Origin of the sequence: Pseudomonas sp. SK2 (assembly GCF_016772395.1) — a bacterium.
In the GTDB taxonomy this organism is placed as follows: Bacteria; Pseudomonadota; Gammaproteobacteria; order Pseudomonadales; family Pseudomonadaceae; genus Aquipseudomonas; species Aquipseudomonas taiwanensis.
In genome coordinates this window covers 4,986,510-5,011,539 of the sequence record NZ_CP061944.1, presented here as the reverse complement: position 1 = coordinate 5,011,539, position 25,030 = coordinate 4,986,510, and the positions used below count along the sequence as shown (strand labels likewise).

Here is a 25,030-nt window from a genome sequence, read left to right as displayed (position 1 = left end):
AGCATGAGAATACTGATCATTGGCCCCAGCTGGGTCGGCGACATGGTGATGGCGCAGACCCTGTTCCAGTGCCTGAAACAGCAGCACCCCGACTGCGTGATCGACGTGCTGGCACCCGAGTGGAGCCGGCCGATCCTCGAACGCATGCCCGAAGTGCGCAAGGCCTTGAGCTTTCCGCTCGGCCATGGCGCCCTGGAACTGGCCACGCGGCGGCGTATTGGCAAGTCTTTGGCGGGCCAGTACGACCAGGCCATCCTGCTGCCGAACTCGCTGAAGTCGGCGCTGGTGCCCTTCTTCGCCGGTATCCCCAAGCGCACCGGCTGGCGCGGCGAAATGCGCTTCGGCCTGCTCAACGATGTGCGCACGCTGGACAAGGCCCGCTACCCACTGATGATCGAACGCTTCATGGCCCTGGCCTATGCGCCCGGTGCCGAGCTGCCGCAGCCTTACCCACGGCCCAGCCTGCAGATCGAGGCAGCCAGCCGCGAAGCCGCCCTGGCCAAGTTCGGCCTGGAGCTGGACCGGCCGGTGCTGGCGCTGTGCCCAGGTGCCGAGTTTGGCGAGGCCAAGCGCTGGCCCGCCGAGCACTACGCCGAGGTTGCCGACGCGATGATCCGCCAGGGCTGGCAGGTATGGCTGTTCGGTTCGAAGAACGACCACCCGGTGGGCGAGCAGATCCGCGACCGTCTGATTCCGGGGTTGCGTGAAGAGTCGTACAACCTGGCCGGTGAAACTTCCTTGGCCGAAGCCATCGACCTGATGTCCTGCGCCGACGCCGTGGTGTCCAACGACTCGGGCTTGATGCATGTGGCCGCTGCGCTGAACCGTCCGCTGGTCGCCGTCTATGGTTCGACCTCGCCGGGCTTCACCCCGCCACTGGCCGAGCACGTCGAGATCGTGCGCACCGGCATCGAATGCAGCCCGTGCTTCGACCGCACCTGCCGCTTCGGTCACTACAACTGCCTGCGCCTGCTGGAGCCTGGCAACGTCATCGCCGCCCTGCACCGCCTGGGTGGTCCGAACCTGATCGATACCGTGGCCGAGGTCGACTAAGTGCGGGTACTGATCATCAAGACCTCATCGCTAGGGGATGTGATCCACACCCTGCCTGCGCTTACCGATGCCGCCCATGCCATGCCAGGCATTCGCTTCGACTGGGTGGTGGAGGAAGGTTTCGCCGAGATCCCCAGTTGGCACCCTGCGGTCGACCAGGTGATTCCGGTGGCGATTCGCCGCTGGCGCAAAAACCTCTGGCAGACTTTCAAGAGCGGCGAGTGGAAGGCGTTCAAGCAACGCGTTCGCGAGCGCAAGTACGACCTGGTGATCGATGCCCAGGGCCTGGTCAAATCGGCCTGGCTGACCCGCTACGTCAAGGCGCCGGTGGCCGGCCTGGACCGCTATTCGGCGCGTGAGGGCTGGGCCAGTCGCTTCTATGACCGACGCCTGTCGGTCGCCGTTGGCCAGCATGCGGTGGAGCGTGTGCGTCAGTTGTTCGCCATGGCCCTGGCCTACGACTTGCCCGAAGGCATCGGCAACTATGGCCTGGACCTGGACCGCCTGCAGCTGCCCCCAGCCGCGCCCTACGTGGTGTTCCTGCACGGTACCACCTGGGCCACCAAGCATTGGCCCGAGGCCTACTGGCGCGAACTGGCAGAGCGCATGGGCCAGCGCAACCTGCAGGTGCGCCTGCCATGGGGCAACCCGCAGGAGAAGGCTCGCGCCGAGCGTATCGCCCAAGGCTTGAAAAACTGTCAGGTGCTGCCCAAGTTGAACCTTGCCGGCGTCGCCCGTGTACTGGCGGCCGCCAAGGCGTGCGTGGCGGTGGATACTGGCCTGGGCCACCTCGCCGCGGCACTGGATGTGCCGACCATTTCGCTGTTCGGCCCGACCAATCCGGGCCTCACCGGGGCCTATGGTCGGGCTCAGGTTCATCAGGCCAGCAATTTCCCCTGCGCGCCCTGCCTGCAGAAGAAGTGCACCTATAAGCCGAGCGCCGAGGACCTGCGCCGGTTCGATCTCAAACGCGAGTGGCCGCTGTGCTTCACTCGCCTGAATCCCGAGCATGTGGCGAGCCGCTTGAGCGCGTTGCTGCTGGCTGAGGATGTCCGTTGATGCAACTGGCTTTTGTGCTTTACAAGTATTTCCCCTTCGGCGGGCTGCAGCGTGATTTCATGCGCATTGCCCTGGAATGCCAGAAGCGGGGCCACCAGATCCGTGTCTACACGTTGATCTGGGAGGGTGATATTCCACCGGGTTTCGAGGTGCTGGTGGCGCCGGTCAAGGCGCTGTTCAACCACCGTCGCAACGAGAAGCTCAGTGCCTGGATGGCCGCCGACCTGGCCAAGCGCCCGGTCGATCGTCTGATCGGCTTCAACAAGATGCCGGGTCTGGATGTGTATTACGCTGCCGACGGCTGCTTCGAAGACAAGGCGCAGACCCTGCGCGGTGGCTTGTACCGCCGTTGGGGGCGCTACCGGCATTTTGCCGAGTACGAGCGGGCGGTGTTCGCCAAGGACGCCCATACCGAGGTGCTGATGATTTCCGAGGTGCAGCAACCGCTGTTCATCAAGCATTACGGCACGCCGGTGGAGCGCTTTCACTTGCTGCCCCCGGGGATTTCCCAGGATCGCCGGGCTCCGGCCAATGCCGCCGAGATCCGCGCCGACTTCCGCAAGGAGTTCGACCTGGGTGACGACGACCTGCTGCTGGTGCAGATCGGCTCTGGCTTCAAGACCAAGGGCGTGGACCGCAGCCTCAAGGCCCTGGCCGCGCTGCCGTCGGCGTTGCGCAAGCGTACCCGGTTGATGGTCATCGGCCAGGACGACCCCAAGGTGTTCCAGTTGCAAAGTGCCGCGCTGGGCCTTGGCGAGCAGGTACAGTTCCTCAAGGGACGCAGTGATATCCCGCGCTTCCTGCTGGGCGCCGACCTGCTGATCCACCCGGCATACAACGAGAATACGGGTACCGTGCTGCTCGAAGCCCTGGTGGCGGGGTTGCCGGTGCTGGTCTCGCAGGTGTGCGGCTACGCCCATTACATCGCCGAGGCCGACAGCGGCCTGGTGCTGGACGAGCCTTTCGAGCAGGAGCAGCTCAACCGCTACCTGCAACGCATGCTCGAAGAGCCGCAGGCCCGCGCCGACTGGTCGCGCAACGGCCTGGCGTTCGCGGAAACCGCCGACCTTTACAGCATGCCGCAACATGCCGCTGACGTGATCCTGGGGCAGGAGACCGCATGAAGCTGATTCTGGCCGAACCGTTCAAGCACCTGTGGGCCGGGCGTGACGCCTTCGAGGCCGTGGAAGCGCTGCAAGGCGAGGTATACCGCGAGCTCGAAGGCCGCCGCACGCTGCGTACCGAGGTCGATGGCGAGGGCTTCTTCGTCAAGATCCACCGTGGCATCGGTTGGGGCGAGATCTTCAAGAACCTGCTGACCGCCAAGCTGCCTGTGCTGGGCGCTGGCCAGGAATGGCAGGCGATCCAGCGACTGCATGAGGCCGGTGTGCCGACCATGACGGCGGTCGCCTATGGCGAGCGCGGCAGCAACCCGGCTGCGCAGCATTCGTTCATCGTCACCGAAGAGCTGGCACCGACCATCAGTCTCGAAGACTTCAGCATCGACTGGGTCAAGCAGCCACCTGCGCCCCGCCTCAAGCGCGCGCTGATCGCCGAGGTGGCGAAGATGACCGGCGGCATGCACCGCGCCGGGGTCAATCACCGCGACTGCTACATCTGTCATTTCCTGCTGCACACCGACCGTCCGGTGACGCCCGATGACTTCAAACTGTCGGTCATCGACCTGCATCGTGCCCAGACCCGGGCGACAATCAGCCGGCGCTGGCGCAACAAGGACCTGGCTGCGTTGTACTTCTCGGCGCTGGACATCGGCCTGACCCGGCGCGACAAACTGCGCTTTCTGCGTGGCTACTTCCAGCGCCCACTGCGCCAGGTCCTGGCCGACGAAGCCGCGTTGCTGGCGTGGCTCGAACGCAAGGCGCAAAAACTCTACGATCGCAAGCAACGCTATGGGGATGCACTCTGATGGCGGGTTGGACACTGGCGCCGGGCTATGAACACCTGGTGGCGGATTTTGGCAGCCTCGATGCGGTATTCGCCCTGCAAGGCGAGCGCCTGACGCGTGACCCGCTCAGCGAAGTGATCCGCGTCGAGCGCGATGGGGTCAATTACTACGTCAAACGCTATACCGGCGCTGGCAAGCACATGCGTCGCTACCTGGGCCGTCCACGCATCAAGGCCGAATGGCAGAACCTCAAGCAGTTCGCCAAGTGGGGCATTCCCACCGCCGAAGTGGTCGCCTGGGGGCTTGAGCGCAAGGGCCTGGCTTTTGGTCGCGGGGCCATGGTCACCCGCGAGCTGCCGCGTACCGAAGACTTGTCCGAACTGGCCAGGCGTAATGATCCACGGCTGTCCGACCCTGCCTGGGTGGCGCATGTCAGCCGCCAGTTGGCGCGACACACGCGGATCATGCATGAGCACCGCTTCGCCCATAACGACCTGAAGTGGCGCAACCTGTTGGTCGACGACCAGGGCACGCTATTCTTCATCGACTGCCCGACCGGCGACTTCTGGCGCGGCTTCATGTGGCGCCACCGGCTGATCAAGGACCTGGCGTGCCTGGACAAGGTCGCCAAGTATCATCTGTCAGCCACCCAGCGCTTGCGTTTCTACCTGCAATACCGTGGGCGCCAACGCCTGAGCCTGCGCGACAAGCGGCGCATTCGCCAGGTGCTGAGCTTTTTCGAGGGAAGGGAATGACCGATTACCTGGCCAGCGCTGACCTTGCGCTGCTGCAACGTCATGGCCTGAACGATTTCGAGGCGCTGTGGGCCTTGCAGCTCGACGCCGTCGACGAGCCCAACACCGGGCGAGGCGGCTGGAGCCGCGTGTTCCGCCTGGAACTCGAAGGCAAGGGCTACTACCTCAAGCGCCAGAGCGACTACCTGACGCGTACCTTGCACCGGCCATTCGGCGAGCCGACCTTCGCCCGCGAGTTCCGTAACATCAGCCGTTACCAGAAACTGCGCATACCGGCTTTGCAGGCGGTGTTCTATGGTGAGCGCAAACAGGCTGGTCAGCACCGGGCCATTCTCATGACCCGGGCGCTGGATGACTGGAGCGACCTGGACAGCCTGTTGGCGCGCTGGTCGCAGCTGGGCGAGCATGAGCGCGAGGGTATTCTCCAGGCCTGTGGCCAGCTGGCGCGCACCCTGCACAAGGCCGGCCAGGTGCACGGCTGCTTCTACCCCAAGCATATTTTCCTGCGCCAACGCCGTGAAGGCTGGGACGCGCAGTTGATCGACCTGGAAAAGACCCGGCCGCTGCTGTTCGGCATGCGCGACCGGCTCAAGGACCTGGAGCCCTTGCTGCGCCGCGCGCGCGCCTGGTCCGAGGGTGACGTGCGAACCTTGTTGGCGGCCTACCTTGGCCAGCCGGCAGACAGCGTGCGGGTCGACACCTGGTTACAACGCTTGACGCAACGCCGTCGACATAAAGAGGCCCGCTGATGCGTTTGTCCGAATTGAAGAACGCAGGTCGCAGCCCTTCGCTGCCCCTGTCCATCACCCTGGCCGATGCTGCCGGTAGCGCTGACTTGCAGTTGCTCAGCCTGTTGCGTGTCTTGCCCGGCCAACGCTACGTGGGCGCGGGTATCTGGCGTGGCACGCCGGTATTGGCCAAGTTGCTGGTCGGTGGCAACGCCGCTCGCCATTTCCAGCGTGAGCTGGCAGGGGTGAAGCTGCTTGCCGAACAAGGCCTCACCACGCCCAAGCTGTTGGCCGATGGCCTCAAGGAAGGCGAGGGCGGCTGGCTGTTGTTCGAGTTTCTCGACGACGCTGAAAGCCTGGCCGATGCCTGGGCCGACGTAGAGCCTTTGCCGGTGCTGGCCGATGAGCAACACCGAGTGTTGGGCGAGGCGCTGACCGCTGTTGCTCAGATGCACGCCAAAGGCTTGTGGCAGGAAGACCTGCACTTGGACAACCTGCTGCGCCACGGCGGCAAGCTGTACCTGATCGACGGTGCCGGCATCAAGGCCGAAACGCCCGGTCAGCAGCTTTCGCGCCCTCGCGTGCTGGAAAACCTCGGTGTGTTCTTCGCCCAGTTGCCCAAGCGCCTGGAGCCGTTCATCGAAGAGTTGCTGGTGCATTACCTGCTCGCCAACGCCGAACACGCCTTGCCGATGGAAGCGTTGCAGAAGCAGGTGGACAAGGTGCGCAACTGGCGTTTGAAGGACTATCTGGAAAAGGCCGGGCGAGAATGTTCGTTGTTCAGCGTCGAGCGCAGCCTCTCCGGGTTGCGGGCGATTCGGCGCAGTGAAACCGATGCCATGCTGCCGGTTCTCGAACAGGCCGACGCGCTGATCGACCAGGGGCACCTGTACAAGACCGGTGGTGCGGCCAGCGTCGCTCGCGTAGAGGTCAATGGCCGCCCGCTGGTGGTCAAACGTTACAACATCAAGAATACCGCCCACTGGTTCAAGCGCTTCTGGCGCCCGAGCCGGGCCTGGCATTCCTGGATCGAAGGGCACCGCCTGGAATTCCTCGACATCGCCACGCCAAAGCCCCTGGCGGTGCTCGAACAACGGGTCATGGGCCTGCGCAGCCGCGCCTACCTGGTGACCGAGTACGTCGATGGCCCGGACCTGGCTGCCTGTTTCGCGCCCTACGTGGAAAACGGCGAAGCCCCCGAAGAGCAGGTCGACGCCCTGGTGCACCTGATGCAGCAACTGATCCGCGAGCGCATCAGCCATGGTGACTTCAAGGGTCACAACCTGTTCTGGCACAACGGCCAGTGGTCGCTGATCGACCTCGATGCGATGTGCCAGCATGCCACTCAACTCAGCTTCGCGCCGGCCTATGCCCGTGATCGTGCACGGCTGTTGCGCAACTGGCCCAGTGGCAGCGCCCTGTATCAGCGGCTGGACAGGCTGCTGCCGCGGCTGACGGAATAAGCTGGCGGCAGCGCCAGCCACTCGCTGCTGCGTCCAGCCTGGCGCACGCGGATGCGCCATTGGTCGTCCTGCCAGCGCAGGATGGCCCATGCCGCCCCGGTACTGAGCGGTTGCCCGGGAATCAGCAGGTGGTAGTGGTTGTCCAGCAAGTGCGCGCGCAGCGGCAAGGCGTGCCCACCTGCAAGCAGGTAATATCGCTGTCCGTGGCGAGACAGTCCGTCCACGCCTTCGACCTCGGCCCCTGCGGGCCGCTCGGCCAGTCGGCAGTCTTCGAGCAATGCGCCCAGGTCGGGTAGGCCGTCGTACCACAGGACCGGGGAGTCCACGACCCACTCTCCGTCGCGGCGTCGTTTTACCGGCACCTGGGTGTAGGCATCCGGCATGCGGGGGTCGACGACACGCCAGCGGTAGCCGTCGAAGGACACCTGGTAGGTCGTGCCGGCGGCATCCTTGATGTAGTAGAAGGTCAGCCCGGGATAGGACGAGGGCTGTTCATAGATGCCTTCCTTGTGAATGCCATCGACGCGATAGTGCAATCTGTCGGTATCGACCCCCACCGCCAACGACTGCGGCAACTTCAGCGGCGGGGCTGGTGGAATGGCTCGAATGGCTCGCCGCACCACGGTGGTTCCCCCGATGTTGTTCACCGCGTCGTTGGCGTGCGTGAACGCCTCGACCATGTGTTTCAGAATGCCGAGCTGGTCACCTTGCCTGAAGGCCCTGCCGGCATCGATCACCGACAGCACCGAGCGCCCCAGCGACACCGCCACCAATGCGCGGTTGGGTAGTACGAGGCTGATCAGGTCCAGCAGCACCGATAACGCGTGCAGGCTCAACTCGCCCAGCAGTTCGAGCTTGGTATTGGTGCCGGCATCGACAGCGGCGAGCGTGGCGTTCACCTCGGCCAAATAGCGGGCCTGTTGGAAGTTACCGGTGATCTCTGGGCGTTGGGTGTTTGCGCCAAGGCCGCCCTTGGTCAGCCATCGTTCGACTTGCCTACGCGCTACCAGCGGCAGTCGGTCTATTACGTATTCGCGCAGGGCAGGCTGTTCACGCAGCGCTCTGAGCAGGTGGCGGGTATTGCGATACTCCCGCCATGCACGGCGGTCGGGCGCGTCTGGGGTGTAGGCGAGAAACCGCGTGGTCCCAGCTTTGTCCGGCGTCACCAACATGACGCCTTGTAGGCTATGTCCGCCGATCAGCAGTTGGCGCACGCTCAGGCGCTCCCGGTTCGCTTGTTTGCGCAACTGGCTGTCTGGGTGGTCGAGTACCAGGGTGGTCCAAGCGAAGCCTCGTTCGAACGGGTCCTCCAGGTAATGGCCGGCGTACCGTGCCTTGGCCGCCTCGGCACGCATGCGCGCACGGCTGATGTCGACATAGCGCTCCCGGCGCCACTGAGCCTGCTGCGACGTCAGCAAATGGGTACGCAGGTACTGGCTGTAGCGTTCGCCGACGTCCAGTTCGCGTACCAACTGCTTGACCTGGCTTGGGGTGATGCCCGCGGCTGTTCGTTCATCCTTGTCATGCACCCGTGCAGTCAGCCAGTAGTCGATGTCGAGCACGCCGATGTTGAGAAACGCCAGCTCATCCAGGCGGTAGGTCTGGCGCACCAGTTCGACGGTATTGCCTGCCTGCGCACGGCTGGCCGCAGGAATCCAGACGCTGGTGATGCCAGGGTGCGACACCGGGCCTACCTGCCTGGCCCTGGTGATGCTGACATACAGATCGAGCGGATCGACATCCAACTGATACCGTAGCTGCAACGCCCTGCGCAGGTGCTCGCGGGTCCAGGCCTTGAGATGGTTGCGATCGAGGAACTGTTCGTGGCTGAGGATGCCGGGGGCGCTCGCGCGGTCGATGGCAATCACCAGCTCCTGCAAGGTTTGCATGATGTGCGTAAGGCCTTGGGTCGAGGCATTTCTGAGCCAGGCCGGTGCGTTTCGTTCCAACAACAGGCCGTAGCGTGTCGTCAGCGCAGATCGGCTGTCGGCCAGCGGCAGCAGATCCGCGGCCTTGCGCAAGCGTTCCTCGAGCATCGGCCAGTCCACCGGGGATTGCAGCAGCGCCTCGTGCCATACGCGGGTGAGCGCTGCTTGTTGCCCATCGATCAGCGCCTGGGCCTGGGTCTGGATCAGGTCATCGTTGAACCAGTCGTAGCGCAGGCGTTCGGCGTTGCGTGCCAGCTCTCGATCCTGGTCGCTGTCCAGATACCGCAGCAGCGACTGGCTTTGCTGAGGATCGTCCAGTCGCTCGCACAGTTCGGTGTGCAGGTCGCCGAGATTGTCGAACGCCTCTATGCCATGCGACAGGCTGCAGAGCAGCGCGTAATCGCTGGTTTGCCTGGGGTCCGCCCTACTGCCTTCGGGGCCGCCTTCGACGATCACGAAAGCGCCGGGCAGGTAGCTGCGCCAGTTGGGTGTGCCGATATCCAGTACTGGCCGGTAGACCTGCGGGCGCTCAGCCTCAGGCAGATGCTGGCGCTGCGAGGGCAGCGGCATGTTCACGCAACACCTGACCAGAGCAGCATGGTGGTCGCCGAGTGTATGGTCGTCGCAGCGCAGTGCAATCTGCGCCAGCATTTGCTGACGGAGCAACGCGATCAACTGCGTCCGCCGGCTTAGCGAGGCGTCGCTGGCAAGCCAGTACCGAGCGAGGTCGGCGAAGTAGTGCTGACGTGCCTGCAGCAGCGATCGCGAGCGGTCAGGTTGGGGAGGCGAGGCAAGCAGGGCGGCCAGGTGTCGGTCGAAGGATTGAAAGTAGTGCAGGCTCATCGAACTGGCTCCGCGATAAATGAGCCGTCGAGCATGGCGCCTGCCGGCGATACAGGCGCGTTAGCCGATTACCTCCACAGGGCACGAACCCCGAGCCACGCCGGGATGCCCAGGCCCAGCCAGGACAGTGCATCCCAGGCGCCATCCCCGAGCAGCGCCGCGAACAGCCCGGCTGCGCCCAGCGCGGCGATAAGGCTTGGCCAGGCGAAAATCCGCTGGGTCGGTTGCGACTTGTGGCTCATGCACGCTCCTTCTTGCCGTTGCGTTGCTTGCCCCACCACAGGTACAGGCCGCTGCAGAGCACGATGATGGTCAGGACATCGAGCACAGCCCACAGCAGTTGCATCGGACGTCCACCGTAGTCGCCGAAGTGAAGGGGTTGGGACAGGCCCATGGCATCCATGTACCAGGGGCGTTCGCCGATGGCAGTCACTTGCAGGGTCTGAGCATCGATCAGCACCGGGGTGAGCAGGTGCGAGGTCAAATGCGTCGCGCCTTTCATGAATACTGCATAGTGGTGTTCGCTGGAGAAGCGGGTGCCGGGAAAGGCGATGAAGTCCGGGCGCATGCCGGGTGCGGCCTGTTCGGCGATCGTCAGCAGGTGCGTCGCCGGGGCTCGCTGGGTGAGAGGTGGAGCATCCCGGTACGGGGCGACCATGGCGGCCAGGCTGTCGTTGCGCCAGGCGGCGATTACCAGGTCGGACAAGGCACTGATCACGCCGGTGACGCCCACCGTCAGTGCCCAGGCCAGGGTGACGATGCCGATCAGGTTGTGCAGGTCGAGCCAGCGCAGGCGGCGTGATTTGTCGTGGCGTACGGTGGCGAATTCCAGGCGACGCATGAATGGCGCGTAGAGCACGGTACCGGAAACGATGGCGACAACGAACAGCACGCCCATGAAAGCCAGCAGCAGCTTGCCGGGAAGCCCGGCGAACATGTCCACATGCAGGCGCAGCAGGGTCATCATCACGCCGCCATTGGCTGCGGGCATGGCCACGGCTTCGCCGGTGCGTGCATCGAGCATGAAGGTGTGCGACGCGTTGGGTTCTGTCCCGGCAGTGGCGGCCATGATCGCTACCACGCCATTGCGTTCGTCATCTTCATAGCCAACGTACTGCATGACTTCGCCGGGACGGTGTTGCTCAGCCTTGAGCACCAGTTGTTGCAGGTCAAGGTGCGGGGTATCCGCTGGCATTTCGCGCAGTTCAGGCGCGTCGCCAAGCAGGTGTTCCAGGTCGTGATGGAAGATCAGCGGCAAACCGGTGAGCGCGAGCAGCAGCAGGAATAGGGTGCAGACCAGGCTGCTCCAGGTGTGGATCGCCGACCAGCGGCGGATGGTTTGGCTTTTCATCTGGGTTCCGGTTTTTGGTCTGATGGACCCTGGGGCAGCGCTGCAGCCCAATCGCCGGCAGGCCGGCGCCTACTGGGCGATGGGGCTGCACGGTGGCCCCGGGCGGTCAGAACTTGTAATTGACGCTTGCCACCACGTTGCGCTCGTCGCCGTAGTAGCAGTAGAAACCGTCACAGGTCGACAGGTAGTCCTTGTTGAACAGGTTCTTGGCATCCACCGCCACGGTCACGCCCTTGAGCGTGCTGTTCACGCGGCCCAGGTCGTAGTGCACCGAGGCGTCGTAGACGGTGTAGGAACCTACGTGGCCCCAGTCGGTGTTGGTGGTATTGCCGTAGGTATCGCCCACATAGCGAACGCCCACGCCCACGCCAAAGCCGTCGAGCAGGCCTTCGTGCCAGGTGTAGTCAGCCCAGGCCGTGGCCTGGTTACGTGGAACCTGGGCCATGCGCTTGCCTTTCTCGCCGTCGTTGCCTTTGACGATTTCACTGTCGTTGTAGGTGTAGGAGCCAATCAGCTTGAGGTTGCGGGTGACATCCGAGGTGGCTTCCAGCTCCAGGCCTTTGACCCGAACTTCGCCAACCTGTCGGGTTACGCCGCCTTCGGTTACCGACATGTTTTCCTGGGTCAGGTCGAACACCGCTGCGCTGAGCAGGGTCTTGCTGCCTGGGGGTTGGTACTTGATACCCAGCTCGTACTGCTTGCCTTCGGTTGGCTTGAAGCCATCGGTGGCGTTGACCGTAGCGCCGGCGGCCGCCTGGAACGACTCGGCATAGGAGAAGTATGGGGTGATGCCGTTGTCGAAGACGTAGCTCAGGGCTGCGTTGCTGCTGAACTTCTTGTCACGCTGGGTGTTGGTGGCATCGCCTTTGTTGTGGAAGGTCGTGCCGGTGTGTACCCAGTCCTGGCGACCACCCAGGGTCAGGCGCCAGTTGTCCAGGGCCATCTGGTCCTGGATGTACAGGCCGGTTTGCTGGGTCTTCTGGTCGTAGTCGTACATGTCGAAGTACTCGACGTTCGAGAAGTCCTGCCCGTAGATGGGGTTGTGGATGTTGCTCGGCGGTACGCCGTTCGACCCCCAGCGCCAGCGGGCATTGCTGTCGGAACGCTGGTGGTCGAGGCCGAGCAACACGGTGTGGCTCAGTGCACCCGTCTGGAAGTCGGCCTGGAAGTTGTTGTCCACCGCGAACTGGCTGATGTCTTCCTCGACGATACCAGCGGTACGTTGCACCGTGCCGTCGGCACTGACCGCTTCATCCGGGCCGGCTGGCCAGATCGAGCCGCCAGCGGTGATGCCCTTGAAGTCCAGCTCGTTGCGGGCATAGCGCAGGTTCTGGCGGAACTGCCAGGTGTCGTTCAGGCGGGTTTCGAAGGCATAGCCCAGGTGATAGTAGGTGCGGTCGTAGGATTCCCAGTCCGGGTCACCCAGGTTCTTGTGGTGCGAGATCTTGCCCGCCGGGCTGTCGAGCTTGGTGCCTTGCAGGGGCAGGAACTGGCCGGTGATGCCCGTGTCGTCACGGGTGTACTGGGTGATGAAAGTCAGCTTGGTATCGTCGTTGATGTTCCAGGTCAGGCTGGGGGCGATGTTGTAGCGCTTGTCTGGAATGTGATCGACCGGCGAGTTGCTGTCGCGAACGGTGCCGCTGACGCGATAAAGGAACTGGCCTTCGTCGTCGATCTTGCCGGTGCTGTCGAAGTTGATCTGCTTGTGTTCGTTGCTACCCGCTTGAAGCTCTACTTCGTGGCTGCTCTCGAACTGTGGGCGACGGGTGGTCATGTCCAGCAGGCCACCGGGTGGCGTCTGGCCGTAAACCGACGAAGCCGGACCGCGCAGTACGGCGATACGCTCAAGGTTCCAAGGTTCGATCTTGGGGGTGGCGTAGTTGCCCTTGGGCAAGGGCAGGCCATCGAGGAACTGGGTAGGCACGAAGCCGCGCACCAGCAGCCAGTCGCTGCGCGAATCCGAGCCATAGCCGCTGCTTTGCACACCGGCGGTGTAGCGCAGGGCGTCGTTAAGGTTGAGCACCGGGCGGTCTTCCATCTGCTGACGGGTGATCACCGTGACTGAACGCGGCAGTTCGGCGATGGCTGTGTCGGTCTTGGTACCGGCTGCGGTGCGGGTGGCGGTGTAGCCATCGACCGGGCCCCACGCGCTTTCATAGGCGGCGTTGGCATTGATGGCGGTTTCCGGCAGCGCCAGGGTGCCGTCCGGCGTGGCCACCAGGCTGTAGCTGCCGACGCTGCTCTGCTGCAGTTGCAGGCCAGTACCCCGCAGGGCGGCCTGCAGGGCGCCAAGGCCATCGTACTGGCCACTGACGGGAGCCGAATTGCGGCCACTGACCAAGGCCGGGTCGATGGCCAGGGCAATGCCCGACTGGCTGGCGATCAGGTTGAGGGTGGTGGCCAACGGTGCGCTAGGCAGGTTATAGGCACGCAGGGTGGACTGTTCGGCAGCGAACAGGGCTGGGCTGGCCAACGGGGCGGCCAGGCCGATGGCCAGGGCCATTACGCTGGGGCGCAGGAAACGATCAACAGCACGGGACATGCAGTGGCTCCTCGACGAATATGTGCTAACTGCTTCCTTGCCGAGCGAGATTTGGAAAGTGACAGGGGTCGTCTGAAAAAAAGTGAGAATTATTTAGAAATCGTTTTCGCTCGCCACGGGTCATGGCCGGCAAGCCGGCGTCTGCAGGGGGAGCGCAGGGTTACTTGGCTTTGACGGTCACCCACCACGGTGTATGCCGCTCGATCTTCACCGGCAGTGCCGGTATCAGCGAGGCCAGGGCCAGGTCGGTATCGTGCAGCGGGAAGCTACCGGTCACGCGCAGGTCGGCGACCTCGTCGTCCATCCCCAGGTGGCCGTGGCGGTAGTGGCCCAGTTCGGCGAGCAGATCGGCCAGGCGCACGTTGTCCACCACCAGCATGCCACGGGTCCAGGCGTCGGCGCCGGCTGGCACCGGGGCGACCTGGCCAAGGCCATCGGCATGCATGAGCACCTGCTGGCCTGCGGCCAGGACGTGTTCGTCACCGCTGTTGCGTGGCATCGCCGCGACCGACGATTGCAGCACCTCCAGGCGTGTGCCATGGGCTTCGCGGCGTACCAAAAAGCGCGTGCCCAGTGGGCGCAGGCGGCCATCCTCGGTGCGCACGAGCAGTGGGCGAGGGTCGGCGTGGCCGGTTTCAACGGAAATTTCGCCTTCATGCAGTACCAGCACGCGCTGCTCGCCTTCGAAGTCGATATCCACAGCGGTATGTGTGTTCAGGCTTAGCAGCGTGCCATCTTCCAGGCGCAAGGTGCGCAGCTCGCCGGTGGCGGTACGTTGGTCGGCCAACCAGTAATGTGGCGATAGCGACGGCGCGGTCGCCCAGGCCAGCAGGGAACCGAGCAGGAACATGCTGGCCAGGCCGCCGCCGACCTTGCCGATACGTCGCCTGAGGCCTACCCGCGACTGCACCAGGGCCTGGCGCGCGGGGCCAGCGGCGGCGCTGACGCGTTGGTCCAAGGCCCCCAGCTGTTGCCAGGCGCGGGCATGTTCTTCGCTGGCTGCATGCCAGCGCATGAAGTCATTGCGTTCATCGGGTGTGCTGCTGCCGCTGTCCAGGCTCAGTTTCCAGGTGATGGCGGCGTCGAGAACACGGGCCGAAACCGGTGAGTTATTCACGTCGGCTCCCCGTACAGCGCCACATAGCACTGGCGCATGCCTTGGGCGATGTACTGCCGTACCCGCGACACCGAGACCCCCAGGTGCGCGGCGATCTCGGCGTGGCCCATGCCGTCCAGGCGATTGTGCAGGAACGCCGCGCGGGCCTTGCTCGACAGTTTGCCAAGTAAGCGGTCGATGGCCTTGAGGTCTTCCAGGATCAGCAACTGGACTTCCGGTGCGGGCTGCTCGGCCTCCGGCACGCGCGCAAGCTCTGCCAGGTAGGCCTGTTCCAGCGCAGCGCGGCGGAAATGGTCGAACATCAGGCCTTTGGCGATGGCGGCCAGGAAGGCGCGGGGTTCACGAGGGCTGTCCAGTTGCTCGCGGCCCAGCAGACGCACGAAGGTGTCCTGGCTCAGGTCTTCGGCACGCTGGCGGCATGCCATGCTGCGTTGCAGCCAGGCGAGCAGCCAGCCGCGATGGTCGCGGTAGAGTGCTCCAACCAGCTCGGCGTGTGGGCTCTGTACAGACGACAAGCAGCGTCCCCCGGAACGAATGCATTAACTAACGATAATTATTCGCGATTGTTGCAGAGCCGAGGGGCGGGGTGCAATGGACGCTTATCGGAATGCCAGTATGGGGGCGTCATGTGCCGGTGAGGTCGGGCGCCGCCTGCGCGGCGCATCGCGAGCGAGGCTCGCGCCTACGGGTGTGTTGTGCGTTGCACGCGCAGGCTCGATGGCTATCTCACTAAAGACCGTAGTGATGAGCCTTGCGCCGACGCATCACGCGCAAGCGCTGCTCCAATTGCAACGGGCTATCCAATTTCTGGCGGCGGGCCTGGCTGAACAGGATCAGGGCCAGCTCGGCCGTCGCCTGGGCATCGGCACTGGCATGATGACGTTCGTCCACTTGCAGGCCGAAGCACGCCAACCAGTCGTCCAGGCTGGCTTCGCGCAGCACGGTGTCGGGGTTGAGCAGGGGGGCCAGTTCGGCAATGTCGATGAAGGGATGCTGCAGGCGATAGCCAAGACTTTCCTTCAGCGAGCGGGCCAACATGCGTTGATCGAAAGGCGCATGGAAAGCCAGCACCGGGCTGTCGCCAATGAACTCGAGAAGGTCGAGCAATGCTTCGGCCGGGTCGCATCCGGCAGCCAGGGCGCTAGGGCCGAGGCCGTGGATCAGCACGCTGGCGTTGGTCTTGTGCTCCGGGCGGCGCAAGGTGCGCTCGAACTGTTGGGCAAAGTCGATGGCGCCATCCTCGATCGCCACCGCGCCGATCGACAACACCTGATCGCGGTTGGTGTTCAGGCCGCTGGTTTCCAGGTCCAGCACCACCCAGCGCTGCTCACGCAGGGTACAGACGCCCAGTGGCGCAGGCTTGGGCAACTGCGACAGGCGCTGGCGCAGCGAGGCCTCCAGCAGGGGCGCGTTGGGGCGCAACCAGGTGAACAGGCTCATAGCTGGTACCGCAAGGCCAGGCTGCTTTGCAGGCGCTGGGCCTGGCGCAGGGACTCGCGCAGGATGCGTCGGTCCAGGTGGTTGAGGCTGTCCGGGTCGAGACGGTTGGAATGCGGCAGGTTTTCGCGAGTCTGGCGCTGGTGCTGCTGCATGCGGGTTTGCTGGATGAAGTGGTAAGCCTCTTCGAACGCGGCGCCATCGAGCGGTTCGATGATGCCTTTGTCGACCAGCTGGCGCAGACGCTCGAGGGTATTGCAAGCGCCGATACCATTGGCCAGCGCCAACAGCCGTGCGCCGTCGACGAAGGGCGTGAGTCCCTGGACCTTGAGGTCGAGGGTGGCGGCTTTGTCGGTTCCTTGGCGAGTCAGCACGAACTCGCGCAGACGGCCCACTGGCGGGCGCTGGCGAAGGGCGTTTTCGGCCATCATGCGTTGGAAGAGACGGTTGTCGGCGACCTGTTCGAGAAGGCCCTGACGCAACTGTTCGCAGCCCTGCTCGTCACCCCAGACCACGCGCAGGTCGAAGTAGATGCTCGAACCCAGCAGGTTTTCCGGACTGGCTTCACGAACGAAGCCGGCGAAGCGGCGCGCCCACTCGCTGCGCGACAGGCACAGCGCGGGATTGCCGGCCATGATGTTGCCTTTGCACAGGGTGAAGCCGCACTGGGCCAGGCACTGGTTGATGTATTGCGCCAACGGTAGCAGCCGGGCGCGAATGGCATCGGCCTCGGCGCTGTTGGCGGCCTCGAACAGGATGCCGTTGTCCTGGTCGGTGTACAGGGTTTGCTCGCGACGGCCCTCGCTGCCAAAGCACAGCCAGCTGAAGGGCACCCCGGGGTCGCCGCGTTCGGCCAGGGCCAGTTCGATGACTCGGCAGACTGTATGGTCGTTGAGCAGGGTGATGATCTGGGTGATCTGCGTCGACGACGCGCCATGGGCGAGCATGCGCTCGACCAATTGACCGATTTCACCGCGCAGGGACACCAAGGTTTCAAGACGCGGTGCGTGGCGAATGGTCCGGGCCAGGTGCACCAGGTCGACCCGTTGCAGCGAGAACAGGTCGCGCTCGGACACCACGCCACACAGCCGACGGTTTTCCACCAGGCAGACATGGGCGATGTGCCGTTCGGTCATGGCGATGGCCGCATCGAAGGCCGAGGACTGCGGGCTGAGATAGAACGGTTTGGTCGTCATGTGCCGATCGATCGGCGCACCCAGGTCGGCATCGGCGGCGGCCACCACCTGACGCAGGTCGCGCAGGGTGAAAATGCCTACCGGGTAGCGTTGCGGGTCGACCACCACGATGCTGCCGACCTGCTGCTCGTGCATCTGCCGCACGGCATCGCGCAGGGGCGTGTCAGGGGGACAGACAACCGGGTGACGCATGGCCAGTTCGCCCAGCGGCGTGTTCAGTGAGTACTGCGTGCCCAGCGTCTCCACGGCGCGCTGACGTACCTGCTGGTTGAACTGATCGAGCAGGCTGCTGACGCCGCGCAGGGCAAAATCACGGAATACGTCCGACAGCGAGAACAGGCGAATGAACGCTGCTTTGTTCAGTTGCAGGCAGAAGGTGTCCTCACCGGCCAAGTGCTCGGTGCGGGTGGCCCGCTCGCCCAGCAGGGCAGCCAGGGGGAAGCATTCGCCGCTGGTGATCTCGAAGGTGGTTTCCACACCTGGCTTGACCAGGTGCTGGCGCTCGCCCACTACGCGGCCCTGCTTGACGATGTAGAAATGCTCAACGGGGCCATCGGCGGGTTTGAGGATGCTCTCCCCCTCTGCATAGAAACGCAGTTGGCATTGTTCCACCAGGTAGGCCAGGTGGCTATGTTCCATCTGGTTGAACGGGGGAAACCGCTGCAGAAACTGCAACGTGCCCTGAATGTTCTGCAGAACAGCCGTCCTGCCCGCCTGGCTGTAGGCGTCCTTTTTGCTCATGAAACTGACCGTATCGCTACGCCGAACTATATATATCTATATAAGTGTCGGCCTTGTTGTTCTCTGCCTCCATGGTCGGCCGACGGCGGTGTGGTGCCCATTGGACGTAAGTCTATGGAGCGTTTGTGAACAACCTCACAAGGCGTTGTCCTAGCGAAGGGACGAGATGTTTCTGACGAGATGATCATGGTTGAGCATGACGACATCCTGAGTGACGCCGAGCGCGAAGCGCTGGCCGTGTTGAGTGCGCCTGTCGCGCCCAAGCCGGTGGTGCTGGTCGTGGACGACGATCCGGTGAACAGCGAGGCGCTATGCCTTTATCTGAAAAGCCGGGGCATTGACTGCATGAAAGCCGATGGTGCGCAGGAGGCGATGTTCAAATTGCACTACGAGCCGAGAATCGCGCTGATGATCACCGACTTACGCATGAAGCCTAAGGACGGTCTGGAGTTGATTCGACAAATCCGACAGTCGGAGCGGGCGGCGTTGTCGATCATCGTGGTCTCGGGGGACACCGATGTGAAAGAGGCAGTGGACGTGATGCACCTTGGGGTGGTGGATTTCCTGCTCAAGCCGGTGGACTTGGGCAAGTTGCTCGACTTGGTGAAAAGAGAACTGCGGATCGAATGATGATGCATCCGTGAAAGCAATCGCGGCGAGCCGGCTCCTACAAGTTCGCGGTGGACCCTGTAGACGGCGGCTCGCCGGCGAAGGGTTGCAAAGCAACCCTTTTATTGCTTACAAACCGTTACGCGCCTTGAACTCGCGACGACGACGGTGCAGCACTGGCTCGGTGTAGCCGTTGGGCTGCTTGGCACCTTCAACCACCAGCTCGACAGCCGCCTGGAACGCGATGTTGTCATCGAAGTTTGGCGCCATCGGACGGTACTGGGCGTCACCTGCGTTCTGCTTGTCCACCACTGCGGCCATGCGCTTGAGGCTTTCCAGCACTTGCTCCTGGCTGACCACGCCGTGGCGCAGCCAGTTGGCCAGCAGCTGGGCCGAGATGCGCAGGGTGGCGCGGTCTTCCATCAGGCCGACGTCATTGATGTCGGGCACCTTGGAGCAGCCTACACCCTGGTCGATCCAGCGAACCACGTAGCCAAGGATGCCCTGGGCATTGTTGTCCAGCTCGTTGCGGATCTCTTCGGCCGACCACTGGGTGTTGGCCGCCAGCGGGATGGTCAAGATGTCGTCGACCGAAGCCGGCGTACGCGAAGCCAGCTCGCGTTGGCGCGCCTGAACGTCCACCTTGTGGTAGTGCAGCGCATGCAGGGTGGCCGCGGTCGGCGAAGGCACCCAGGCGGTGTTGGCGCCAGCCAGCGGGTGAGCGATCTTCTGCTCGAGCATGGCCGCCATCAGGTCAGGCATGGCCCACATGCCCTTGCCGATCTGCGCACGGCCTTGCAGGCCGGTAGCCAGGCCAACGTCGACGTTGTTGTTCTCGTAGGCGCCGATCCACTTCTCATTCTTCATGGCGCCCTTGCGCACGACGGCGCCGGCTTCCATGGAGGTGTGGATCTCGTCACCGGTACGGTCGAGGAAGCCAGTGTTGATGAACACCACACGCTCAGCGGCCGCCTTGATGCAGGCCTTGAGGTTGACCGTAGTACGGCGCTCCTCATCCATGATGCCGACCTTGACGGTGTTGCGCGGCATACCCAGCAGGTCTTCGACACGGCTGAAGATCTCGGCGGCGAAGGCGACTTCTTCGGGGCCGTGCATCTTCGGCTTGACGATGTAGACGCTGCCGGTGCGGGTGTTCTTGCGGGTGGTGTTGCCCTTGAGGTTGTGCAGGGCGATCAGGTTGGTGAACAGACCGTCCTGGATACCTTCCGGAATCTCGTTGCCTTGGGCATCGAGGATTGCCGGGTTGGTCATCAGGTGACCAACATTGCGCACGAACAGCAGCGAACGGCCGTGCAGGGTAACGCTGCCACCGTTCGGCGCGGCGTACTCGCGATCCGGGTTCATGGTGCGCGTGAAGGTCTTGCCGCCCTTGGTCACGCTTTCAGCCAGGTCGCCTTTCATCAGGCCCAGCCAATTGCGGTAGACGATGACCTTGTCGTCGGCATCGACGGCGGCGACCGAGTCCTCGCAGTCCATGATGGTGGTCAGTGCCGACTCCATCAGGATGTCTTTCACGCCTGCGGCGTCGGTGCTGCCAACAGGAGTGCTGGCGTCGACCTGGATTTCGAAGTGCAGGCCGTTGTGCTTGAGCAGCACGGCGGTCGGGGCCGCGGCGTCGCCGTGGAAGCCGATCAGTTGGGCATCGTCACGCAGGCCGGTGTTGCTGCCGCCCTTGAGCGAAACGACCAGCTTGCCGCCTTCGATGCGGTAACCGGTGGAGTCGACGTGGGAGCCAGCAGCCAGTGGCGCGGCTTCGTCGAGGAAGGCGCGGGCGAAGGCGATGACCTTGTCACCACGGACCTTGTTGTAGCCCTGGCCTTTTTCGGCACCGCCTTCTTCGCTGATGGCATCGGTGCCGTAGAGCGCGTCGTACAGCGAACCCCAGCGGGCATTGGCGGCATTCAGGGCGAAGCGAGCGTTCATCACCGGCACGACCAGCTGTGGGCCGGCCATGTGGGCGATTTCTTCATCGACGTTTTGCGTGGTGGCCTGGAAATCGTCGGCTTGTGGCAGCAGGTAGCCGATTTCCTGGAGGAAGCTTTTGTAGGCGACGGCGTCGTGTGCCTGGCCTTTGCGTGCCTGGTGCCAGGCGTCGATCTTGGCTTGCAGCTCGTCACGCTTGGCGAGCAGGGCTTTGTTCTTCGGAGCGAGGTCATTGATGATCTTCTCGGCACCGGCCCAGAACTGCTCGGCGACGATACCGGTTCCCGGAATGGCTTCGTTGTTGACGAAGTCGTACAGGGCCTTGGCGACCTGAAGGCCACCGACTTGAACGTATCCAGTCATTGCTTGCCTCACCTCTGCTCAGCTATTTCGCTCTTCTTTATTAAGCCTGTAGCGCTTCTCTAAACACGGCACCAGTGCATGCCCGAAGGCGGCTGGGTGCGGCCTGCCAGATAGCCTGGCAAGCAGTGTACGTATTTTCACAGGCGCCTTGGCAGACATCCAAACAACACATTTTGTAGTCCGCGCCACGGCATACTACATGAAGCAGTAGACGGGGGAAAATCAGACTAAAAGCGTCGTTGTGCGACCAATTGGTCGCATAGGGTCACGCTGGGAGTGGGTATGTTCGCAAAAAACGGGTGGATTGTTCCAGATAAATCTTGAAACAGTACACGATTTGTTAGTCGGACTGTCCTGCGGCAGGTTGCCGCGCCTTGCCTATACTGAGTCGATCCCCCCGATTCTCGCCGCCCGCGGCGGCATTTTGCTGAGGAATGGCCTGTGGACCATCTTGTACTGACCGTGATTGCCCCTGACAAGGCCGGCCAGGTCGAACGTATCGCCAAATGCATCGCCGACCATAGCGGCAACTGGTTGGAAAGTCGCATGTCGCGCATGGCGGGCCAGTTCGCAGGGATTCTGCGGGTGGCTGTACCGGCGGAAAATTACGATGAGCTGGTCGAGGCGCTGCAGAAGCTGGCCAAGCACGACATTCGCGTGTTGATTGCTGAAAGCGGAATCGAACCCTCGTGCACCTGGAAGCCGATCGCCATGGAGCTTGTGGGCAACGACCGGCCGGGGATCGTGCGGGATATCACCAAGGTGCTGGCCGAGCTGGGCGTGAACCTCGAACGCTTGAGCACCGAGGTCAATCCGGCGCCGATGAGCAGTGAGCCTCTGTTCCGCGCCGATGCCTTGCTGGCATTACCGTTGACGCTGTCGCTGGATGAATTGCAGCAGCGCCTGGAAAGCCTGGCCGACGATCTGATGGTGGAGTTGAAGCTGCGTCCGGAGGAATGACGTGGCTTGTGGGTTATCCCGTTTTCACGGGGACGGCCCTGTGGATAACCTGGGCGCATCATTCTCCGACCCAGGCGGGCCGAGGCTTGCACAGGTTTGATCAAAAAATGCCCAATAATCAGGTGCTTGTGCACAAAGCACGGGGACGAGGGTGTGGATAACCTTTGGAGATGTTTCTGCAGGCCAGGCGCGGCGAGGCCTGCAGGATTTTGATCGTTTTTTGATCAGGCGCGTTTGCGCAGGCTGAGCCAGGCATCGACGCTGTAGATGGCCAAACCGGCCCAGATGCAGACGAACGCCATCAGGTTGCTCGGTGACAGGTGCTCATCGAACAGCAGTACTGCCTGCAACAGGACTAGCGTGGGCGCCAGGTACTGCAGGAACCCCAGCGTGGTGTAGGGCAGGTGACGTGCAGCGGCGTTGAAGCACACCAGCGGTACCAGCGTGACCGGGCCTGCCGCCATCAGCCACAAGGCTTCGCTGCTGGCGTAGAACGAGCCCTGGGCGCTCATCGCCGTGGGGTTCAACAGCAACCAGCCCAGCGCCAACGGCACCAGCATCCAGGTCTCCACCACCAGGCCCGGCAGCGCTGCCACCGGGGCTTTCTTGCGGATCAGCCCATAGAAACCGAAACTCAAGGCCAGCGCCAACGACACCCAGGGCAGGCTGCCGACCTGCCACACCTGTTGCGCCACACCCAGCGCCGCCATGCCCACCGCCAGCCATTGCAGGCGCCTCAGGCGTTCCCCCAGCAACAGCATGCCCAGCAGCACGTTGATCAGCGGGTTGATGTAGTAGCCCAGGCTGGCTTCGAGCATGCGCCCGTTGTTCACCGACCACACGTAGGTCAACCAGTTGGCGGCGATCAATGCCCCGCTGACGGCGAGAATACCCAGGCGTTGCGGATTGTCGCGCAGCTCGCGCCACCAGCCTGGATGCTTCCAGACCAGCAGCAACAGCGAGCCGAACAGCGCCGACCAGAGTACCCGGTGGACGATGATCTCGACGGCGGGAACGCTCTGGATTGCCTTGAAGTAGAGTGGAAACAGGCCCCAGATGATGTAGGCACCAAGGCCCAGTAAATACCCGCGACGCGGGTTTGCAGCGTGCATGCAGAATCCTTGCTTAGGTAGCTAAATAGCGCAGCGGCTATTGTAGACAGACGCCGCTGTGCATCTAGAACAATTTCAGCACGGGTTCATCCAGCGCTGCTATCTGTTCGCGCAGCGCGAGGATCTGGTCGCCCCAGTAACGTGGTTGGCCGAACCAGGGGAAGCTCGGCGGGAACGCCGGATCGTCCCAGCGGCGGGCCAGCCAGGCGCTGTAGTGCAGCTGGCGCAAGGCGCGCAAAGGCTCGATCAACGCCAGTTCGCGAGGATCGAAGTCATGGAATTCGTTGTAGCCGTCGATCAGTTCGGCCAACTGCCCCAGGCGCTCCTCGCGACTGCCGGCGAGCATCATCCACAGGTCCTGAACCGCCGGGCCCATGCGGCAGTCGTCGAGGTCGACCACGTGATAGACATCGTCGCGGTGCATCAGGTTGCCGGGGTGCAGGTCGCCGTGCAGGCGAATCAACGCGTGCGGGGTGCGAGCGTAGATGTCTTCGACCCGCTTGAGCAGGTCGCGGGCCACGGACTCGAACGCGGGCAATAGCTCACGGGGCACGAAGTTGCCGTCCAGCAGCGTCTTCAGCGAGGCATGGCCAAAGTTGTCCACGGTCAGCGCTTCGCGGTGCTCGAACGGACGCGCTGCGCCTACTGCGTGCAGGCGGCCGAGCAACTGGCCCAGGCGATAGAGCTGGTCGAGGTCGCCAGGCTCTGGGGCGTGGCCGCCGCGGCGGGGGAACAAGGTAAAGCGAAAGCCCTGGTGTTCGAACAAGGTCTTGCCGTCGTGTTGCAGAGGGGCGACAACGGGCACCTCGCACTCGGCGAGCTCGGCGGTGAAGCGGTGTTCTTCGAGGATCGCATCGTCGCTCCAGCGGCCTGGCCGGTAGAACTTGGCGATCAGGGGTTGCGACTCTTCGATGCCCACTTGGTAGACGCGGTTTTCGTAGCTGTTCAGGGCCAGCACCCGGGCATCGCTGAGAAAGCCTAGGCTTTCCACGGCGTCCAGGACCAGGTCGGGCGTGAGGGTGTCGAAAGGGTGGGACATGAAAGCTCCGAGAGAGTGCGGCGTAAGGCAATAGTACCAGTGCTGCCACTGGCCAGTGCCGGCTCCATGCTTCACCACACTTCCTGTGGCGCGGCAGGCTATACCGGAACGCCCAGCAGAACATGCGACGGTTTGAATTGCACGCGCACCCGGTTGCCTGTGGTCACCTTCTGGCGCGCTAACCACTGCGCTTGGGCAAAGGCGCACAAGGTCTGCCCATTGCCCAGTGCCAGGCGTACTTCGCAAGGGCCTTGCTCGTCGGTCAGCACATCTTCGACCACTGCTGTCAGGCAATTGCTGCCCACTTCTACCTTGTCCTCGTCACCCAGCAACTGTACCCACCCAGCCTTGAGCAGCGCCACGACCGTGGTGCCCAAGGTCAGCTCCAGGCGGTCGGTGCTGTCATGGGTAATCAACGCCTCGATTTCCAAGCCCCCACCCAGGGCCAGGCTCACGCGGTCATGCCGGCCTTCACGGCGCAGGCCGCTGACCTGGCCTTGCAGTTGATTGCGTGCACTGGTACGCAGCATCAGTCGGCCCAACAGGTCAAGGTCGCCGGAGTCCTCGGCTGCCTCCAGGAACTGCGCCTGCAATGCTTGCAGGCGTTGATAAAGGCGCAGCACCCGCTCGCCTTCTGCCGACAGGCGGGCGCCGCCGCCGCCGCGCCCACCCGTGCTGCGCTCGACCAGCGGTCGGCTGGCCAGGTTGTTGAGCTCATCGATGGCGTCCCAGGCGGCCTTGTAGCTGATACCGGCAGCCTTGGCGGCGCGGGTGATCGAGCCTTGTTCGGCGATATGTTGCAGCAGGGCGATGCGCTGGGGGCGCCGGGCGATGTGCTGGGTGAGCAGGGCAGGTAGGGGCATGGCGAAACGCGCTTGATGATC

Annotated in this window: 21 protein-coding genes; 9 read left to right on the top strand and 12 right to left on the bottom strand. The window is 63.6% G+C overall.

The features are described 5' to 3' along the window. Window positions 1–3: 3 nt before the first annotated feature. The 7 genes from waaF to IF103_RS22625 are packed head-to-tail and all read left to right on the top strand — an operon-like array spanning window position 4 to window position 6,964. Window positions 4–1,053, top strand: a complete 1,050-nt coding sequence (gene waaF / locus IF103_RS22655; protein ID WP_023382740.1) for a lipopolysaccharide heptosyltransferase II — start codon at window positions 4–6, stop codon at window positions 1,051–1,053. Next, window positions 1,054–2,112, top strand: a complete 1,059-nt coding sequence (waaC, locus tag IF103_RS22650; RefSeq protein WP_027907327.1) for a lipopolysaccharide heptosyltransferase I — start codon at window positions 1,054–1,056, stop codon at window positions 2,110–2,112. It begins immediately after the preceding gene. After that, a complete protein-coding gene (locus tag IF103_RS22645; protein WP_027907326.1) occupies window positions 2,112–3,236 on the top strand; it encodes a glycosyltransferase family 4 protein in 1,125 nt (374 codons plus the stop codon). The genes waaC and IF103_RS22645 overlap by 1 nt, the downstream gene beginning before the upstream one ends. Beyond that, a complete protein-coding gene (gene rfaP, locus IF103_RS22640) occupies window positions 3,233–4,039 on the top strand; it encodes a lipopolysaccharide core heptose(I) kinase RfaP (RefSeq protein WP_023382736.1) in 807 nt (268 codons plus the stop codon). The genes IF103_RS22645 and rfaP overlap by 4 nt, the downstream gene beginning before the upstream one ends. After that, window positions 4,039–4,773: a lipopolysaccharide kinase InaA family protein gene (locus tag IF103_RS22635; protein WP_023382735.1), complete on the top strand. Its 735-nt coding sequence runs from the start codon at window positions 4,039–4,041 to the stop codon at window positions 4,771–4,773. The genes rfaP and IF103_RS22635 overlap by 1 nt, the downstream gene beginning before the upstream one ends. Next, window positions 4,770–5,522 (top strand): lipopolysaccharide kinase InaA family protein, encoded by a 753-nt coding sequence (locus IF103_RS22630; protein ID WP_023382734.1) that lies wholly within the window; start codon window positions 4,770–4,772, stop codon window positions 5,520–5,522. Before IF103_RS22635 ends, IF103_RS22630 begins: the two co-directional genes overlap by 4 nt. Further along, window positions 5,522–6,964, top strand: a complete 1,443-nt coding sequence (locus IF103_RS22625; RefSeq protein ID WP_023382733.1) for a lipopolysaccharide kinase InaA family protein — start codon at window positions 5,522–5,524, stop codon at window positions 6,962–6,964. The genes IF103_RS22630 and IF103_RS22625 overlap by 1 nt, the downstream gene beginning before the upstream one ends. Here the strand turns inward: IF103_RS22625 and IF103_RS22620 are convergent. The 8 genes from IF103_RS22620 to IF103_RS22585 all read right to left on the bottom strand — a co-directional run bounded on the left by IF103_RS22620 (window position 6,925) and on the right by IF103_RS22585 (window position 18,119). After that, a complete protein-coding gene (locus IF103_RS22620) occupies window positions 6,925–9,735 on the bottom strand; it encodes a dermonecrotic toxin domain-containing protein (RefSeq protein WP_202675690.1) in 2,811 nt (936 codons plus the stop codon). The genes IF103_RS22625 and IF103_RS22620 overlap by 40 nt on opposite strands. A gap of 68 nt (window positions 9,736–9,803) precedes the next feature. Continuing rightward, entirely contained in the window at window positions 9,804–9,977 is a 174-nt protein-coding gene (locus tag IF103_RS22615; RefSeq protein WP_023382731.1) for a hypothetical protein, read from the bottom strand. Next, the gene (locus tag IF103_RS22610) at window positions 9,974–11,086 is read right to left on the bottom strand and encodes a PepSY-associated TM helix domain-containing protein (RefSeq protein WP_023382730.1); all 1,113 of its coding nucleotides are present in this window, start codon (window positions 11,084–11,086) and stop codon (window positions 9,974–9,976) included. Before IF103_RS22610 ends, IF103_RS22615 begins: the two co-directional genes overlap by 4 nt. 106 nt (window positions 11,087–11,192) lie before the next feature. Then, window positions 11,193–13,628 carry a TonB-dependent siderophore receptor gene (locus IF103_RS22605; protein WP_202675689.1) on the bottom strand — a complete coding sequence of 812 codons (2,436 nt, stop codon included), beginning with the start codon at window positions 13,626–13,628 and terminating at the stop codon, window positions 11,193–11,195. Window positions 13,629–13,788: 160 nt separating this feature from the next. Continuing rightward, a complete protein-coding gene (locus tag IF103_RS22600) occupies window positions 13,789–14,745 on the bottom strand; it encodes a FecR domain-containing protein (RefSeq protein ID WP_104883176.1) in 957 nt (318 codons plus the stop codon). Further along, entirely contained in the window at window positions 14,742–15,260 is a 519-nt protein-coding gene (locus IF103_RS22595; protein WP_104881116.1) for an RNA polymerase sigma factor, read from the bottom strand. The genes IF103_RS22600 and IF103_RS22595 overlap by 4 nt, the downstream gene beginning before the upstream one ends. Before the next feature lie 214 nt (window positions 15,261–15,474). Then, the gene (locus IF103_RS22590; RefSeq protein ID WP_023382726.1) at window positions 15,475–16,185 is read right to left on the bottom strand and encodes a 3'-5' exonuclease; all 711 of its coding nucleotides are present in this window, start codon (window positions 16,183–16,185) and stop codon (window positions 15,475–15,477) included. After that, on the bottom strand, window positions 16,182–18,119 hold the full coding sequence (locus tag IF103_RS22585) for a DUF294 nucleotidyltransferase-like domain-containing protein (RefSeq protein WP_202675688.1): 1,938 nt from the start codon (window positions 18,117–18,119) through the stop codon (window positions 16,182–16,184). The genes IF103_RS22590 and IF103_RS22585 overlap by 4 nt, the downstream gene beginning before the upstream one ends. A gap of 186 nt (window positions 18,120–18,305) precedes the next feature. Between IF103_RS22585 and IF103_RS22580 the strand changes: the two genes are divergently transcribed. Then, window positions 18,306–18,749, top strand: coding sequence for a response regulator (locus IF103_RS22580; protein WP_027907320.1), 444 nt, complete (start codon window positions 18,306–18,308; stop codon window positions 18,747–18,749). Between the two features lie 108 nt (window positions 18,750–18,857). Here IF103_RS22580 and IF103_RS22575 read toward each other — a convergent pair whose 3' ends face one another. Further along, window positions 18,858–21,035 carry a malate synthase G gene (locus IF103_RS22575; protein ID WP_023382723.1) on the bottom strand — a complete coding sequence of 726 codons (2,178 nt, stop codon included), beginning with the start codon at window positions 21,033–21,035 and terminating at the stop codon, window positions 18,858–18,860. A 441-nt stretch (window positions 21,036–21,476) separates the two neighbouring features. Here IF103_RS22575 and IF103_RS22570 point away from each other — a divergent pair, with 441 nt between their 5' ends. Further along, entirely contained in the window at window positions 21,477–21,995 is a 519-nt protein-coding gene (locus IF103_RS22570; RefSeq protein WP_023382722.1) for a glycine cleavage system transcriptional repressor, read from the top strand. A 224-nt stretch (window positions 21,996–22,219) separates the two neighbouring features. On the opposite strand, the gene rarD is transcribed toward IF103_RS22570, so the two are convergent. The 3 genes from rarD to IF103_RS22555 form a co-directional block, all read right to left on the bottom strand. Beyond that, the gene (gene rarD / locus IF103_RS22565) at window positions 22,220–23,107 is read right to left on the bottom strand and encodes an EamA family transporter RarD (RefSeq protein WP_027907318.1); all 888 of its coding nucleotides are present in this window, start codon (window positions 23,105–23,107) and stop codon (window positions 22,220–22,222) included. Between the two features lie 64 nt (window positions 23,108–23,171). Then, window positions 23,172–24,146 carry a serine/threonine protein kinase gene (locus IF103_RS22560; RefSeq protein WP_023382720.1) on the bottom strand — a complete coding sequence of 325 codons (975 nt, stop codon included), beginning with the start codon at window positions 24,144–24,146 and terminating at the stop codon, window positions 23,172–23,174. Between the two features lie 98 nt (window positions 24,147–24,244). Further along, window positions 24,245–25,009 (bottom strand): TOBE domain-containing protein, encoded by a 765-nt coding sequence (locus tag IF103_RS22555; RefSeq protein ID WP_023382719.1) that lies wholly within the window; start codon window positions 25,007–25,009, stop codon window positions 24,245–24,247. Window positions 25,010–25,030: the final 21 nt, after the last annotated feature.

What these genes read in the sequence shown, in the direction of transcription:
- rfaP (WP_023382736.1), top strand. Translation starts at nt 3,233, where the DNA reads ATGAAGCTGATTCTGGCCGAACCGTTCAAGCACCTGTGGGCCGGGCGT.
- rarD (WP_027907318.1), bottom strand. Translation starts at nt 23,107, where the DNA reads ATGCACGCTGCAAACCCGCGTCGCGGGTATTTACTGGGCCTTGGTGCC.
- waaF (WP_023382740.1), top strand. Translation starts at nt 4, where the DNA reads ATGAGAATACTGATCATTGGCCCCAGCTGGGTCGGCGACATGGTGATG.
- IF103_RS22555 (WP_023382719.1), bottom strand. Translation starts at nt 25,009, where the DNA reads ATGCCCCTACCTGCCCTGCTCACCCAGCACATCGCCCGGCGCCCCCAG.
- IF103_RS22560 (WP_023382720.1), bottom strand. Translation starts at nt 24,146, where the DNA reads ATGTCCCACCCTTTCGACACCCTCACGCCCGACCTGGTCCTGGACGCC.
- IF103_RS22620 (WP_202675690.1), bottom strand. Translation starts at nt 9,735, where the DNA reads ATGAGCCTGCACTACTTTCAATCCTTCGACCGACACCTGGCCGCCCTG.
- IF103_RS22585 (WP_202675688.1), bottom strand. Translation starts at nt 18,119, where the DNA reads ATGAGCAAAAAGGACGCCTACAGCCAGGCGGGCAGGACGGCTGTTCTG.
- IF103_RS22610 (WP_023382730.1), bottom strand. Translation starts at nt 11,086, where the DNA reads ATGAAAAGCCAAACCATCCGCCGCTGGTCGGCGATCCACACCTGGAGC.
- IF103_RS22625 (WP_023382733.1), top strand. Translation starts at nt 5,522, where the DNA reads ATGCGTTTGTCCGAATTGAAGAACGCAGGTCGCAGCCCTTCGCTGCCC.
- IF103_RS22590 (WP_023382726.1), bottom strand. Translation starts at nt 16,185, where the DNA reads ATGAGCCTGTTCACCTGGTTGCGCCCCAACGCGCCCCTGCTGGAGGCC.
- IF103_RS22630 (WP_023382734.1), top strand. Translation starts at nt 4,770, where the DNA reads ATGACCGATTACCTGGCCAGCGCTGACCTTGCGCTGCTGCAACGTCAT.
- IF103_RS22635 (WP_023382735.1), top strand. Translation starts at nt 4,039, where the DNA reads ATGGCGGGTTGGACACTGGCGCCGGGCTATGAACACCTGGTGGCGGAT.
- IF103_RS22615 (WP_023382731.1), bottom strand. Translation starts at nt 9,977, where the DNA reads ATGAGCCACAAGTCGCAACCGACCCAGCGGATTTTCGCCTGGCCAAGC.
- IF103_RS22605 (WP_202675689.1), bottom strand. Translation starts at nt 13,628, where the DNA reads ATGTCCCGTGCTGTTGATCGTTTCCTGCGCCCCAGCGTAATGGCCCTG.
- IF103_RS22645 (WP_027907326.1), top strand. Translation starts at nt 2,112, where the DNA reads ATGCAACTGGCTTTTGTGCTTTACAAGTATTTCCCCTTCGGCGGGCTG.
- IF103_RS22575 (WP_023382723.1), bottom strand. Translation starts at nt 21,035, where the DNA reads ATGACTGGATACGTTCAAGTCGGTGGCCTTCAGGTCGCCAAGGCCCTG.
- IF103_RS22580 (WP_027907320.1), top strand. Translation starts at nt 18,306, where the DNA reads ATGGTTGAGCATGACGACATCCTGAGTGACGCCGAGCGCGAAGCGCTG.